General features: G+C 65.5%; 13 protein-coding genes. 2 read left to right on the top strand and 11 right to left on the bottom strand.

The genetic code is table 11. From position 1 onward, the window contains the following. Positions 1 to 56: 56 nt before the first annotated feature. Positions 57 to 1,025, bottom strand: coding sequence for a 4-hydroxy-3-methylbut-2-enyl diphosphate reductase (gene ispH, locus QW887_RS33630; RefSeq protein WP_315716301.1), 969 nt, complete (start codon positions 1,023 to 1,025; stop codon positions 57 to 59). Between the two features lie 267 nt (positions 1,026 to 1,292). Between ispH and QW887_RS33635 the strand changes: the two genes are divergently transcribed. After that, entirely contained in the window at positions 1,293 to 1,988 is a 696-nt protein-coding gene (locus QW887_RS33635; protein ID WP_315716303.1) for a DUF1013 domain-containing protein, read from the top strand. Between the two features lie 287 nt (positions 1,989 to 2,275). Here the strand turns inward: QW887_RS33635 and QW887_RS33640 are convergent, their stop codons facing one another. From QW887_RS33640 to QW887_RS33660, 5 genes are all read right to left on the bottom strand, one after another. Then, complete coding sequence (locus QW887_RS33640) at positions 2,276 to 3,007, bottom strand: OmpW family protein (RefSeq protein ID WP_315751420.1); 732 nt, start codon at positions 3,005 to 3,007, stop codon at positions 2,276 to 2,278. Positions 3,008 to 3,190: 183 nt separating this feature from the next. Further along, positions 3,191 to 3,463 (bottom strand): hypothetical protein, encoded by a 273-nt coding sequence (locus tag QW887_RS33645; protein ID WP_315716305.1) that lies wholly within the window; start codon positions 3,461 to 3,463, stop codon positions 3,191 to 3,193. A gap of 98 nt (positions 3,464 to 3,561) precedes the next feature. Further along, positions 3,562 to 5,466 carry a propionyl-CoA synthetase gene (locus tag QW887_RS33650; protein ID WP_315716306.1) on the bottom strand — a complete coding sequence of 635 codons (1,905 nt, stop codon included), beginning with the start codon at positions 5,464 to 5,466 and terminating at the stop codon, positions 3,562 to 3,564. Positions 5,467 to 5,589: 123 nt separating this feature from the next. After that, positions 5,590 to 6,972, bottom strand: a complete 1,383-nt coding sequence (locus tag QW887_RS33655; protein WP_410052221.1) for a tetratricopeptide repeat protein — start codon at positions 6,970 to 6,972, stop codon at positions 5,590 to 5,592. A gap of 101 nt (positions 6,973 to 7,073) precedes the next feature. Then, the gene (locus QW887_RS33660) at positions 7,074 to 7,823 is read right to left on the bottom strand and encodes a tetratricopeptide repeat protein (RefSeq protein ID WP_315716460.1); all 750 of its coding nucleotides are present in this window, start codon (positions 7,821 to 7,823) and stop codon (positions 7,074 to 7,076) included. A 324-nt stretch (positions 7,824 to 8,147) separates the two neighbouring features. On the opposite strand from QW887_RS33660, the gene QW887_RS33665 reads away from it, so the two are divergent. Beyond that, positions 8,148 to 8,918, top strand: coding sequence for a hypothetical protein (locus QW887_RS33665; protein WP_316175709.1), 771 nt, complete (start codon positions 8,148 to 8,150; stop codon positions 8,916 to 8,918). A 147-nt stretch (positions 8,919 to 9,065) separates the two neighbouring features. Here QW887_RS33665 and QW887_RS33670 read toward each other — a convergent pair whose 3' ends face one another. The 5 genes from QW887_RS33670 to QW887_RS33690 form a co-directional block, all read right to left on the bottom strand. After that, positions 9,066 to 9,866: an SDR family oxidoreductase gene (locus QW887_RS33670; RefSeq protein WP_315716309.1), complete on the bottom strand. Its 801-nt coding sequence runs from the start codon at positions 9,864 to 9,866 to the stop codon at positions 9,066 to 9,068. A 23-nt stretch (positions 9,867 to 9,889) separates the two neighbouring features. Next, positions 9,890 to 10,264: a DUF1850 domain-containing protein gene (locus tag QW887_RS33675; protein ID WP_315716310.1), complete on the bottom strand. Its 375-nt coding sequence runs from the start codon at positions 10,262 to 10,264 to the stop codon at positions 9,890 to 9,892. After that, on the bottom strand, positions 10,261 to 12,354 hold the full coding sequence (locus tag QW887_RS33680; protein ID WP_316175754.1) for a TRAP transporter permease: 2,094 nt from the start codon (positions 12,352 to 12,354) through the stop codon (positions 10,261 to 10,263). Before QW887_RS33680 ends, QW887_RS33675 begins: the two co-directional genes overlap by 4 nt. A gap of 156 nt (positions 12,355 to 12,510) precedes the next feature. Continuing rightward, on the bottom strand, positions 12,511 to 13,473 hold the full coding sequence (locus tag QW887_RS33685) for a TAXI family TRAP transporter solute-binding subunit (RefSeq protein ID WP_316196106.1): 963 nt from the start codon (positions 13,471 to 13,473) through the stop codon (positions 12,511 to 12,513). Positions 13,474 to 13,681: 208 nt separating this feature from the next. Continuing rightward, positions 13,682 to 14,158, bottom strand: coding sequence for a hypothetical protein (locus QW887_RS33690; RefSeq protein ID WP_315716312.1), 477 nt, complete (start codon positions 14,156 to 14,158; stop codon positions 13,682 to 13,684). Positions 14,159 to 14,231: the final 73 nt, after the last annotated feature.

Below are 14,231 nucleotides of genomic sequence, written 5' to 3' on the forward strand. Positions count from 1 at the left end.
GCGGGCGCCACGTTCAAGGCCGAGAGGCCGCCGGGGGCGGAAAAGAAGCGGCCGACTTACTCGGCTGCCGCTTCCGGCCGGAGCGAGCGCGGCAGCGGGAAGAATTCGTTCTCTTCCGCCGCAGAGACCGTCTCGACATGGAGCACGTAGCGCTCGGCAAAAGCGCCCATGATCTCCTCGACGATCACCTCCGGCGCCGAGGCGCCGGCTGTGATGCCGAGGCTCTTGATGCCCTCGAAGCGCGCCCAGTCGATGTCCGAGGCGCGCTGCGCCAGCACGGCAATCGGGCAGCCCTCGCGCTCGGCGACCTCGCGCAGGCGCTGCGAGTTCGACGAGTTCGGCGCACCGACCACGATCAGCGCATCGACCACCGGGGCCACCTTCTTGACCGCCAGCTGGCGGTTGGTGGTGGCGTAACAGATGTCTTCCTTGTGCGGGCCCGAGATGTTCGGGAAACGGCCCTTGAGGATCGCGACGATATCCTTGGTGTCGTCGATCGACAGCGTGGTCTGGGTGACGAAAGCGAGGTTGTTGGGGTCTTTCGGAGTGAAGGTCGCCGCGTCCTCGGCGGTCTCGATCAGCGTCACGGCGCCGGCCGGAAGCTGGCCGACGGTGCCGACCACCTCCGGATGGTGCGAATGGCCGATCAGCAGGATCTCGCGGCCGCGCTTGAAGTGGATCGCCGCCTCGCGGTGGACCTTGGTCACCAGCGGGCAGGTCGCGTCCAGGGAGAAGAAGTTGCGTGCCTGGGCCTCGGCCGGAACCGATTTCGGCACGCCATGGGCCGAGAACACCACCGGTGCGTTGGTACTGTCGGGAATCTCCGCCAGTTCCTCGACGAAGATGGCGCCCTTGGTCTTCAGGCTGTCGACGACGTATTTGTTGTGCACGATCTCGTGGCGGACATAGACCGGGGCGCCATAGATGGCGAGCGCCCGTTCCACGGTGTCGATGGCGCGCACCACGCCGGCGCAGAAGCCGCGCGGCGAGCAAAGCACGATTTTGAGGTCTGGTTTGGCTGCCATGGGGCTGGTCTGAGCTGATCTATGCGGGCTGGTTTCGGCGACCACGGACCCCCGGGCCGGCAAGCGGGGGCGGTCGATACGCGAAGAACTTGGGTCTGACACTCGTTTGGGTAGGACTTGGGACTGCTTTCGAGCGCTGTCAAGGCCGTTTTCTCCAGGCCATTGCGCCCTGCCCCCGGGACGGCTTATATAGGGCCAATTCCCGTCATCGCCGATGACCGCAGGTTTCGCCTCCAGGGCCGGGGCGGAGCACAAAGGAGATTTGCCATGAGCAACGCCCCGCTGATGCCGAAGGCAACTGCCGTGTGGCTGGTCGACAATACCGCCTTGACCTTCGACCAGGTCGCCGATTTCACCAAGATGCACCCGCTGGAGGTGCGCGCCATTGCCGACGGGGACGCCGCCCAGGGCATCAAGGGCATGGATCCGATCTCGACCGGGCAGCTCACCCGCGAGGAGATCGAGAAGGCCGAGCGCGACCCGAATTACCGGCTCCGACTGCAGGAGAGCAAGGTGGTGCTGCCGCCGCAGCCCAAGCGCAAGGGCCCCCGCTACACCCCGGTGTCGCGCCGCCACGAGCGCCCGAGCGCCATTCTCTGGCTGGTGCGGAACCATCCCGAGCTCAAGGACGCCCAGATCATGCGCCTGGTCGGCACCACCAAGACCACGATCGCCAGCGTGCGCGACCGCACCCATTGGAACGCGCAGACACTGACGCCGATGGATCCGGTGACGCTCGGCCTGTGCTCGCAGATCGAGCTCGACTTCGAGGTCCAGCGTGCCGCCAAGGAAAAGCCGCTCGACGCCAATTACAGCGGCGCCACCCTGCTCCCGGCCTCCGAGACCACGCGCAAGGACGAGTACGAGCCGGCGGGCCGCGATGAGGACGATCTCAACGTCGACGCCGTGTTCGCCAAGCTCAAGACCATCGGCGGCAAGAAGCAGGACGACGAGGAGGAGTAGGACGGGCACCTCCTGTCCTCGGGTCAATTCACGCGCGACTGCCCCACCATCGGTGTCGTCCCTGCGAACGCAGGGACCCATAACCACAGGATTGCGTGACGGCCCAAGCTGGCTGTAGCTCAGCGCGTCTTTCCTCACTCCCGCTGCGGCGTATGGGTCCCGGCTCAGGACCGGGACGACACCTGTTTTACAGGCCCGAGCCCGAGCTTCGCGACCCGCAAACAGTCCAAAAAAAAATGGCGCCGGGAATGCCGGCGCCATGACAGTCTTGGGAGGAACTGAAAAAATCAGAACTTGTAGGTGACGCCGACGCCGACCAGCCACGGATCGATGTTGGCGCGGCCGGTGACCGGAATTGCGCCGTTGACGGTCGCCGAGTAGTTCGGCTGCAGCCACAGCTTCTTGACGTCGACGTTCAGGCCCCAGTGCCTGTCGAGCATGTAGTCGAAGCCGAACTGGACCGCGGCACCCCACTGGTTGGAGATGTGCAGGTTGGTGACGGCAAGACCGTTCCACACCTGGTTCGCGGCGCTCTGGTTGAAGAAGACCGTGTAGTTCACGCCCGCGCCGACATACGGCTTGAACGCGCCGAAATCGGTGAAATGATATTGCAGGGTCAGCGTCGGCGGCAGCAGCCATGCCTTGCCCATGTTCAGACCGTCGAGCGAGCCGGTGCCGCCGATGGAATGCCGGGTGACGCCGAGGATCAGCTCGGCCGCGATGTTCTTGGTGAAGAAGTAGCTGATGTCGAGCTCGGGCACGACCGAGTTGGAGATCGACAGGCCGGAGTTCGGCGACGACAGCGCCGGCACGCCGGTCACGTTCACGGTGGAGCCGCCAGCATCCGGCAGCACGCCGAGCGCGCGCACACGAAGCATCCACGGATTCCACGCCTCGACCACCGGCGCCTTGGTGTAGACCGGCGCCGCCTGCAGGTCGGCCGCTTGCGCCGAGCCCATGGCTCCGCAGATCGCCGCCAGCACCAGCAGCGACGACGAGAGTTTCAACATCCTGTTCATCGAGATCCCCATAGCCACCCTTGAGCAACATTTGCGCGGGCACGGCCGCGCCTTGCGGTCACAGATGTGGCAGGGACGCCATGGGCTTGGATTTGATCTCAATCAATCGGCATTGTTGCAGCGCCGATGTCACGCAACTGTTGCATCGAAGTCACGCGCCATGAGAGGCGCTTGCACTGGCGCTCAGGGCCGGTCGGGATGGTTCATCATGTATTCGCCGAGATCGCGCTGCCGGCGGTCGGCGCGTGCCTCGGCGCGCTGCCGCTGCACGTCGCGGTCCTTGCGGCAGGCGACATATTCGGCGGAGCCCGGCGCGACCTTGCCACCGGCCTGACAGACCGCATCATCATCGTCATTGCCGAGCGCCACCGCCGGACCCTGGTTGCGGGAGGCGCAGGCCGAGAGCGAAAATACGGCCATCAGCACCAGGGCCAGGCGGGCGGAGGTCTGTCGCATCGAACGTTCCATTCTCGTCAATCGGGCTGGTCTGACGCCGTTGCTTGACGAGAATGGGCGCCCGGGTCAAGCCCGAGTCACTTTTCAGCGGCGTCGTGTCAGACGCGGCTCTTCAGCGCCTCGCCGATTTCCTCGAGCACCTTGGGATCCTCGATCGTGGCCGGCATGCTCCATTGCTCGCCGTCGGCGATCTTCTTGATCGTGCCGCGCAGGATCTTGCCGGAGCGCGTCTTCGGCAACCGGCCGACGGTGATGGCGAGCTTGAACGCAGCGACCGGTCCGAGCTTGTCGCGTACCAGCGCCACGATCTCCTTTTCGATCTGCGACGGGCTGCGCGAGACACCGGCCTTGAGCACGATGAAGCCGCACGGCACCTCGCCCTTGATCGCATCCTTGATGCCGAGCACGGCGCATTCCGCGACGTCGGGATGCGAGGCCAATATCTCTTCCATGCCGCCGGTCGACAGCCTGTGGCCGGCGACATTGATGATGTCGTCGGTGCGGCCCATCACGAAGACATAGCCGTCCTCATCCTTGTAGCCGGCGTCTGAGGTCTTGTAGTAGCCGGGGAATTCGCTGAGATAGGATTCCTTGAAGCGGTCCTCCTGCTGCCACAGGGTCGGCAGGCAGCCGGGCGGCATTGGCAGCTTGATCACGATCGAGCCCATGGTGTTGGCGGGCACCGGCTTGGCGGCCTCGTCGACGATGTCGACCTGGTAGCCCGGCATCGGCACCGTCGGCGAGCCGTGCTTCACGGGCAACAGGCCAAGGCCGACCGGATTGCCGGCGATGCACCAGCCGGTCTCGGTCTGCCACCAATGATCGATCACCGGCACCTTCAATTGCTGCTCGGCCCATTCCACCGTCGGCGGATCGGCGCGCTCGCCGGCCAGGAACAGGGTGCGGAAATGCGATAGATCGTATTTGCGCAAGAAAGTACCTTCCGGATCCTCCTTGCGGATGGCGCGGAATGCCGTGGGCGCGGTAAACAGAGCGACCGCCTTATGATCGCTGATGACGCGCCAGAACGCGCCGGCATCGGGCGTTCCGACCGGCTTGCCCTCGTACATCACCGAGGTCGCGCCATGGATCAGCGGGCCGTAGATGATGTAGCTGTGGCCAACCACCCAGCCGATGTCGGAGGCGCACCACCAGACCTCACCCGGCTTGATGCCGTAGAGATTCTCCATCGACCATTTCAGCGCGACGAGGTGCCCGCCATTGTCCCGCACCACGCCCTTCGGCTTGCCGGTCGTGCCGGAGGTATAGAGGATGTAGAGCGGATCGGTCGCCAGCACCGGCACGCACGGCGCCAGCTTGCCATTGGCGAGCGCAGACTTGCGCAGCGCCGCCCAGTCGTAATCGCGGCCGGGCTTCAGCTCGCAGACATGCTCGGGACGCTGCAGGACGATGCAGGCCTTGGGCCTGTTGTCGGCGAGCTCGATCGCCTGATCGAGCAGAGGCTTGTATTGCACGATGCGGCCGGGCTCGATGCCGCAGCTCGCCGACAGCACGAGCTTGGGCGTGGCGTCGTCGATGCGGGTCGCGAGCTCCTTGGCCGCGAAGCCGCCGAACACCACCGAATGCACCGCGCCGATGCGCGCGCAGGCCAGCATCGCGACCATCGCCTCGGGCACCATGGGCATATACAGGATGACGCGGTCGCCCTTGCCGACGCCGAAATCCTGCATGATCGCGGCGAGCGTCTGCACCTCCTTCAGCATCTCGGCATAGGTGAGCTTCGTGACCGAGCTGGCGAGCGGCGAATCGTGGATCAGCGCCAGTTGATCGCCGCGGCCGGCGGCGACGTGGCGGTCGAGCGCGTTGTAGCAGGTATTGACGACGGCCCCCGCAAACCAGCGGCCGTAGGCGCCCATCGCGGGATCGAAGATGGTCTTGGCCGGCTCGATCCAGTCGATCGCGCGGGCGGCCTCGGCCCAGAACCCTTCCGGGTCCTGCAGCGACCGTGCATGGACCTCGTGATAGCGGCTCGCAGCGCTCATGACGTTTCCCCAAGATCTGTGTTTATTCCCGAGTATTGTCACGGGACAAAGCGACAGTTCAAGCCGTCATGAATTGATCCAGATCAGGCAGGCCCGGACGTCCGCGCCATTTTCCGGGCCGGATCAATGCGCTCCATCGCGGAGGGTATCCAGGCGACGCTGCAGGTCTAGACGAAGGTCGTAGCCGGGCTTGCCGAACCGGGCATTGCGCTCCGCGATGAAGTCACGCTGCGTTCCGCGCAGCTCGGCAGCGGCGCGGCCGCGGGAGGACTTCAAGCGCCGGGCATAGCTTTCGGAAATGCCGAGATCGAGCACCGAGAGCTGCGGGTCGGCGCAGATGACCTTCTCGACCTCGCGCGCGGCCGTGGCGCAATCGAACGACGGACCGCTTCGCTCTGACGGCGCGTTCAACGGACGCGGCGGCTCGGCGCCGAACTTCTTGATCTCGGCCAGCATGACGCGCCGGCCGGCGATGGCATTGTCGTTGCCGGGATCCAGCCGCAGCGCGGCCTCGTAGTCGGCCAGCGCCTTGGCGCGCTCGCCCATCTTCTTGTACAGCACCGCCCGGTTGTTGTAGGCGAGCGCGAAATTCGGATCGAGCCGCAGCGCGGCGTCGTAGTCGCTGAGCGCCGCGCCGAGCTCGCCCTTGAACTGATGGGAATCGCCGCGGTTGGTGAAGAAATTTGCCCGCTGCTCCATCCTGATCGCCTGATCATAATCGGCGATCGCCTTGTCGTACTCCTTCATGGCGGCGTAGGTGAGGCCACGATTGTCGTAATATTCCGACACCTTCGGATCGCGCCGGATCGCCTCATCGTCATCGGCCAGCGCCTTGTCCATCTGGCCGAGCTTCTTGTAGGCCGCGGCACGGTTGGTGAATGTGCGCGGCCGTTTCGGGTCGAGCCGGATCGCCTCGTCATAGTCGCGCACGGCCTTCTCGTTGTCGCCGCGCAGGTAGAAGGCGACGCCGCGGTCGGCAAAGGCCTGCGCGTAGTCGGGCTTCAGCCGGATCGCCTGGTCGTAGTCGGCCAGAGCGCGATCAAGACGGCGCTGCTCGGTATAGACAACGCCACGCAGCTCATAGGCTTCGGCGTCATTCGGATCGAGCGAGATCGCCATGCTCAGATCGGCCGCCGCCCTGCCGGCATCGCCACCGGCTTCGCGCATCAGGTCGCCACGCAGCCGATAGGCGCGCGCATTCTTGCCGTCGAGCGCGATGGCACGGTCGAGGTCCTTCAGGGCCTGGGTCAGGCCGCCCGAGATACGCGCACGGGCATCGGCGCGGGCAACCAAGGCGATGGATTGATCCTTCGGCGAACTCGATGCCTGCTCGATTGCGGTCGAGCAGGCGGTGATGAGCTCGGACGGGGGCGCCTTGCTGCCCAAAGCGCATTCCGGGTCCGCGGCGAATGCAGGCTGGGCCCCGAGGCCAAGGACAAGACCGGCTGCAAGACCCAGCGCGAGGTAGGATGAGCAGGATGAAATCGAACGAATGAAAGCGTGCATCGGCATGGACTCGGCTCGAATTTCGACTGTTGCGGGTGAGACGCTGATCTCCCCCGTTGTCGTCTCCGGCCGGAACCCGGTTCAAGCGGCCACGCCGATGGTTAATAGCCGTCGACGCCGTTCAGCCGCCGCAGGCGGTCCTCCATCGCCTTCTTGAGATCGTAGCCGGGCTTGCCAAAGCCGGCGTTGCGCCGCGCGATGAACGCGTCCTGCTCGCGCTGCAGGGCGCGGGCTGCGGCGGGGCCGGCCGCCTCGCGAACGACGCGGGCCTGCGCGCCGTCGATCTCGCGATCGAGATTGGCGAGCTCCGGATCGGCGCAGATCGCCTTCTCCACGGCGCGACGCGCCGTGGCGCAATTGAAGCTCGGCCGCCCCGCGACGGCCATCTGCGCGCCCAGGCGCTCGAGCTCCACAGCGAGTGCGTGGTAGTTGCTGCGGGCGCTGGCGTGATCCGGATTGAGCCGCAGCGCCGCGGCGAAATCGGCCAGCGCCTTCGGACGGTCGCCCTTCTTGCGATGCAGTTCGCCGCGCGCGTTGAAGATGCTGGCGAGGGTCGGGTCGAGCTGCAAGGTCACGCCGTAATCGGCGATGGCGCGATCGATCTCACCCCTGGTGATGAAGATCGAGGCGCGCGCGATCAGTGCGTTGATGCGATCGACCCTCGCGGCCTTGGGATTGTCGATCACGGCGCCGCATTCGGTGAGCACCTTGTCGCCATCGTGCGCCTCCGAGGCCGCGATGCAGGCACCGGCATCCACCGCCGGCTCCTTGCCGGGCTCGGCCGCGCCGACCGCATGGGCCTGGGTCGAGACCAGCCATCCGAGCGTGACCAGCGCGGCCAGGCGCAGCACCCCATCCCGGCGATCGGCAGCAGCCCACGAGGAGACGGAAGCGGTCAAGGCAGATGGCTCTCTCAGGTCGTGGGCGATCCGGCACGGCGCGCGGGGGCGCAATCGCCGCCGCGGCACTTCAACTATACAGCGGCAGCAGCGGTGCGACAGTCCCTTTCCCGGAGAAGGCGACCCTTGCGAACGGACGCTCGCGAGCGGATTGCGGCCCCGACTGAAATGCGCGTGATCGTGCCGCGCATTTCCCTCAAGATGTTGTGGATGCGCACCCCGGCGACGTCCTCGGTCGCCATTTGAACCTGTTGCGGTCCCCGCAGACACAACCGCATGACTATTCTGACCGACAATTCGCGCGCACGCGGCGTCGTTGCGTCCCCTGCGCGCTATTTCTATTTCAACATGGCTCTGGCCTGCATGGCCATTGCGATCATCGGCTTCGCACCGACCTACTGGCTGCCACTGGCCCGCCGCTCATTCTCCGGCGCGCCCGTGATTCATTTCCACGGCTTCCTGTTCTTCGCCTGGACTCTGTATTTCGCGCTGCAGAGCTGGCTTGCCGCATCCGGACGCACGGCGCGGCACCGCTCGCTCGGCATCTTCGGCGTATCGCTCGCCACGGCGATGACGATCTTTGGCTTCCTCGTTGCCATCGAGGCGATGAAGCGCTCCGCGGCGATGGGTCAGGCCAACGAGGGCATCGCCTTTGCCATCGTGCCCCTCAGCGGCATCGCCTTCTTCGCCGTGGTCTTTGCGCTCGCGGTTGTCCATCTGCGCCGGCCGGAAACGCACAAGCGGCTGATGCTGCTCGCCGGCATCTCGCTGCTCGACGCCGCCGTGGCGCGCTGGTTCCTGACATTCCTGGCGCCGCCCGGCCCGCTCGGCCCGCCGCCGGTGTTCGTGACGATCCCACCGGCCTTCGTCGCCTACCTGCTGCTCGTCGTCGCGATCGTCCACGACCGCCGCACATTCGGACGCGTCCACCCGGTCTACGTCTATGGCGGGCTGGCGCTGATCGCCGTGAAGCTCCTGAACTGGCCGATCAGCATGACCTCGACGTGGCATGCGATTGCAGGCGGCATGCTGGCGATGGCGCAATAGCCGCAGCGCTGATCTCCCCTGTAACACGCGTCATTGCGAGGAGCCGAAGGCGACGAAGCAATCCAGGGCTTCCTGGAGACTTCCGCCTTCGCTCTTCGAGCGACGGCGGACACATCGCGTTGCTCGCAATGACGCGCGCGGCGAGACCTAACTCCGGCAGGTCAGCCCGCCATCCACCACCAGCATGGTGCCGGTGACATAGCGCGACTCGTCGGAGGCGAGGAACAAGGCGGCATTGGCGACGTCGAAGGCGTCGCCCATGTGCCCCATCGGCACCTGCGCATCACGCTTGCGCCACATCTCCTCGACATCGCCCTTGGCGTAGCTCGCGGCCAGCCCCGCTGAGTGCTCGACCATCGGCGTCTTCATGAGCCCGGGCAGGATCGCATTGACGCGGACGTGCTTCGGCGCGAACTCGACCGCGGTCGTGCGCGTCATCTGGTTCATCGCCGCCTTGCTGGCGCCATAGCTGACATAGGAGATGCCGACCTGGCGGATCGAGGCGACAGAAGAGATGTTGATGATGGAGCCGCCGCCCTGCCCGATCATCACCGGAATGACGTGCTTCATGGCGAGATAGGCGCTCTTGAGGTTGACCGCGAACACGCGATCCCACTCGGCCTCCTCGACATCGACGACGCTGCCCATCTCGGCGATGCCGACATTGTTGTCGAGCACGTCGATACGGCCATAGGCGGCAACGCAAGCCTTCACCATCGCCTCGACCTCGACGGCCTTCGAGACGTCGGCGGTGAACGCCTCGGCCTGCCCGCCTTCGCCTGAAATGATCGAGGCGGTCTCCGCGGCGGCGTCCTTGTTGCGGTCGACGCAGAACACCTTGGCGCCCTGCCGCGCAAAGGTCACGGCCGTGGCCTTGCCGTTGCCCCAGCCCGGCCCGATCGAGCCCGCACCGACCACCAGCGCCACCTTGCCCCTGAGACGATCCATCGTGTTCTCCCGTCGCTTATTCGTTATTCGGTACAGGCGCTCATCGTGATGGTCGCTGCGCCGATGTCATGGCCGAAGATGTCCGACAGCGTCCGGCATTGCCCGTCCGCGCAGATGCGCCACTCGCCGGCCGCGCCGGAATTGGCGAGCACGATCCGCGACAGCGGCCCCCGCTGGGTCTGCCACTGGAACCAGCCGTCGACCAGCCGCGCCTCCGGCGGCGGCTCCATGCCCGCGCCGGAGCCCTTGACGCGCGCCTGCACCAGTTCGAGACCGTCAGACGTGACGCGCCAGTCCTCCTGCCACGCGGTCTTCTCGACCGAGTGGGTCCAGGCCAAGGTGAAGCCGGCGAGGGTCAGCGCCTTCACCACACCTGATGAGGCGAGGCAGAGGCTCAAGCGGACGCCGCCACGGCAGCCGGCGGCCGCTGCCGCCACTGCCACGCCACGATCACCACCGCCAGGGCAAATCCCAGCACGTCACTGTAGGGAAATTCGCCGAGTAGGCAGACGGACGCGACAAACGCCAGCAGGCGCTCGACCAGGGTCATGCGCACGTACAGGAAGCCGATCGCCACCATGCCGAACAGGCCGATCGAGATCAGCGCCTTGACGGAAGCATACGCCACCGCGCCGATGAAGCCGAGTTGCGTCTCCATCGGGTCACCCGGCTGCAGCATCAGCGCGGGCGAGTAGACGAACAGGAACGGAATGACGTAGCCGGCGAGCGCGATCCGCATCGCCTCCCAGCCGATCTTGTCGGGATTTTCCTTGGCGATCGGGGCGGCCGCCAGCGCGGCCAGCGCGACCGGCGGCGAAAGGTCGGCCATGATGCCGTAGTAGAACGCGAACATGTGGCTCGCGATCAGGGGCACGCCCAGCTTGGCGAGCGCGGGGGCCGCCAGTGCCGCGGTGATGATGTAGGTCGGGATGGTCGGGATGCCGGTGCCGAGCAGGATCGACAGCAGCATGGTCATGATCAGCGCCGCGAACAGGCTGGTCTTGCCGAGGCCGATCACCCAGCTTCCGAAGATCGAGCCGACGCCGGTCTGCGTCATCATGCCGATGATGACGCCGACGATCGCGCAGGCCATGCCGACGGTCAGCGCCGACTTCGCACTTTCAGCCAGAGAATCGCGGCAGGCGTGCAAGGTGCCCATTCCGCCGCGCACGAAGCCGGTGATGACGATGAGCGCAACGACGACGGAGGCGACGGGAATGATCTGCAGGCCGTTGCGCGACAGCGCGCCGACGACGAGCGCGAGCCCGATCCAGAAGACGTAGCGCAGCACCTGGTTGGAGAAGCCCATGGTGATCGAGGTGCCCAGGATCAGCGCCACCGTCAGCGCGAGTCCCATCGAGCCCGCATACAGCGGCGTGAAACCCTCGAACAGCATGTAGACCAGCGCGGCGAGCGGCAGCACGAGATACCAGCGCGCCACCAGCGCCTTCCAGGCGCTCGGGATCTCCGACGGCTTCATGCCGGTCAGGCCGTGCTTGCCGGCCTCCAGATGCACCATCCAGAACGCCGAGGCGAAATAGAGAATGGCTGGAATGACCGCCGCCTTGACGATCACCGAGTAGTCGACGCCCAGGGTTTCGGCCATGATGAAGGCGACCGCGCCCATCACGGGCGGCATGATCTGTCCGCCCATCGACGCGGTGGCTTCGACGCCGGCCGCAAAGGCGCGGCGGTAGCCGAACCGGATCATCAGCGGAATCGTGAACTGGCCGACAGTGACGACATTGGCGACGCCCGAGCCAGAGATCGTGCCCATCATGCCGGAGGCGAACACCGCGACCTTGGCAGGACCGCCGCGGGTGCGACCGAACAGGCCGAGCGAGACGTCGGTGAACAGCTGGATCATGCCGGCATGCTCGAGGAACGAGCCGAACAGGATGAACAGGAAGATGTAGGTCGCCGAGACGTAGATCGGCACGCCGAAGAAGCCCTCGGTGCCGAAGGAGAGGTGTGTAATCACCTGATCGAAATCATAGCCGCGATGGTTGAGCGGCGCCGGCAGATACTGGCCGAAGAACCAGTACAACAGGCAGGCGCCGCACATCAGCGGCAGCGCGAGCCCCATCAGCCGGCGCGTGCCCTCGAAGATCAGTACCGCCAGCAGGGTTCCGACCACGAGATCGGTGCGCGTCGGATCGCCGTCGCGCGCGATCAGGTCGGCATAGAAAATCCACTGATAGAGGCCGCACAGGAAGCCGATGGCGCCGATGGTCCAGCCCGCGATGCGCCCGGCGTCGGTCCTGGCGGTGAAGTTGCCGATCAGGCCGAAGGTCAGCAGCAGTAGGAAGCCGACATGGACGCCGCGCACGACCTGGCTCGGCAGATAGTTGAAGGCGGCGACGTAGAGCTGGAATATCGCAAAGGCGAGCCCGATGCCGTAGGCGAGATAGCCCCAGCGGCCGGGGCCGAAGCCTTCCGGAAAGCCGTGCTCGAAATTGTCGAACTCGACCTTGACCGGCGTTTCCATGTTCACGGCTTCGATCGTCATGATCCCCCCAACGCGCCCATCAGGCGCTGCTGACCATGGCCGCAATCACCTGAACGACAAGACTGCGCGGAATGTTTCCCACGCAGCCGGTTGCGAATGATCCGGCCTACAAGGCAGGCCGGGCGAGCAGCGTCCTTATTTCAGGATGCCCTTTTCCTTGTAGTAGCGGATCGCGCCGGGGTGCAGCGGCACCGGGCTGTCCTGCGCCGCCGTCTCCAGCTTGATCTCCTTGCCGGCGGCGTGCGCATTGGCGAGCTCCGGCAGCGACTCGAAGATCAGCTTGGTCATCTGATAGGCGAGATCGTCGGATACCGCCGAGCTGGTGACGAGATAGTTGATCACGGCCGCGGTCGGCACGTCCTTGTCCTGGCCGGTATAGGTGTTGGCCGGGATGGTCGCCGCGACGAACGGGGGCCCGATCTTGTCGACGACCTCCTTCGGCACCGACACCACGGTGATCGGCGACGAGGTCGACAGATCCTTCAACGATGCGACGCCAAGGCCAGCCGACTGCAAGGTGGCGCCGAGCTGCCGGTTCTTCATCAGGTCGACCGATTCGGCGAACGGCAGATACTCCACCTTGCCGAGATCCTTGTAGCTCATGCCGGCGGCGGCGAGGATCGCGCGCGAGTTGAGCTCGGTGCCGGACTTCGGCGCGCCGACCGACAGACTCTTGCCCTTGAGATCCGCCAGCGTCTTGATGCCGGACTCGGCCGTCGCGACGATCTGGATGTAGTTCGGATAGATCGCGCCGATCGTGCGCAGCTTGTCCAGCTTGGTCCTGAAACCGGCCTCCTCCTCGCCGTTCCAGGCGGCCTTCAAAGAGTCGCCGAGCGCGAAGGCGAGCTCGCCGCGGCCCTGCTGCAGCAGGATCAGGTTCTCGACGGAGGCCTTGGTCGCCTGCACCTGGGTTTTCACATTGGGGATCTTGTCGCCGTAGATCTTCCCGATCGCGACACCGAGCGGATAGTAGACGCCCGACGTGCCGCCGGTGAGCACGTTGATGAAGCTCTGGGCCTGCGCCGCTGGCGCCGCGAGCAGACAGGCGGCTGCCAGAATGAAACCGGTTGCAGTGCCAGAGATTTTCGAGAAGCGCATGGATCCTCCCATTGATTTTGCCGCAAATTGGACGGCTGCGGGCGCGGGGTCAACCCATCCGAAAGACTGGCGCACCAGCCTCTCCCGCTCCCACGGCGCGAGGCCGGGACCGATGCGCCCCGCGTTCAATCTTACATTGACAGCACCACCAGCTTGAACCGCAGGTGCAGCCCAGAGGAGCGGGCCGCCTCGCTCGCAAGGCCGCCGGTCACTGGAACGTCATGTCGAGGCACTTGGAGATGTCCGAGCCGAGCCCGGACGAGATCGTCATGCAGCCGCGCACCTTCTGCTGGGTCGTATCCGCCACCCAGATCGAATAGCCGCCATTGCCGAAGAAGGAATTGGTGTTCGCCGGCTCGGTCTCGGTGGCGTCGAACTCATATTTGGAATCGGTGTCGAACACGCGCGGCTTCCTGGTGCAGCCGCCGTCGGTCTGGACGTTGATGACTTCCTTGTTGTCCCGGGTCAGCGACAGTGAGACCTGGCAGCGGAAATATTCCGAGGTCTTCACGTTGAAGAGGTAGGCGTAGGACTTGCAGACGGCCGTATTGAGCTTGCCGGCGGAGAGACCGCGGCTGCAGGCGATGCGCTGGTTGTTGGACAGCTTGAAGTCGTCGGCCCGGGCGGATGCCAACGTCACCAGCGACAACGCCGCAACCCAACCGATCTTCGTGACAAGGCTCATCCGAATCATCCCCAAATTGTTTTCTTGGCCTATGTTTCTAAACCACGCTGCAGGATAATCGCGAGATCGGCGA

Origin of the sequence: Bradyrhizobium sp. SZCCHNRI3052, from assembly GCF_032484895.1 — a bacterium.
Lineage (GTDB): Bacteria > Pseudomonadota > Alphaproteobacteria > Rhizobiales > Xanthobacteraceae > Bradyrhizobium.

Coding starts and splice junctions, on each gene's coding strand:
- ispH (WP_315716301.1), bottom strand. CDS start 1,025: ATGGCAGCCAAACCAGACCTCAAAATCGTGCTTTGCTCGCCGCGCGGC.
- QW887_RS33690 (WP_315716312.1), bottom strand. CDS start 14,158: ATGAGCCTTGTCACGAAGATCGGTTGGGTTGCGGCGTTGTCGCTGGTG.
- QW887_RS33635 (WP_315716303.1), top strand. CDS start 1,293: ATGAGCAACGCCCCGCTGATGCCGAAGGCAACTGCCGTGTGGCTGGTC.
- QW887_RS33680 (WP_316175754.1), bottom strand. CDS start 12,354: ATGGAAACGCCGGTCAAGGTCGAGTTCGACAATTTCGAGCACGGCTTT.
- QW887_RS33685 (WP_316196106.1), bottom strand. CDS start 13,473: ATGCGCTTCTCGAAAATCTCTGGCACTGCAACCGGTTTCATTCTGGCA.
- QW887_RS33645 (WP_315716305.1), bottom strand. CDS start 3,463: ATGCGACAGACCTCCGCCCGCCTGGCCCTGGTGCTGATGGCCGTATTT.
- QW887_RS33650 (WP_315716306.1), bottom strand. CDS start 5,466: ATGAGCGCTGCGAGCCGCTATCACGAGGTCCATGCACGGTCGCTGCAG.
- QW887_RS33670 (WP_315716309.1), bottom strand. CDS start 9,866: ATGGATCGTCTCAGGGGCAAGGTGGCGCTGGTGGTCGGTGCGGGCTCG.
- QW887_RS33665 (WP_316175709.1), top strand. CDS start 8,148: ATGACTATTCTGACCGACAATTCGCGCGCACGCGGCGTCGTTGCGTCC.
- QW887_RS33655 (WP_410052221.1), bottom strand. CDS start 6,972: ATGCACGCTTTCATTCGTTCGATTTCATCCTGCTCATCCTACCTCGCG.
- QW887_RS33640 (WP_315751420.1), bottom strand. CDS start 3,007: ATGAACAGGATGTTGAAACTCTCGTCGTCGCTGCTGGTGCTGGCGGCG.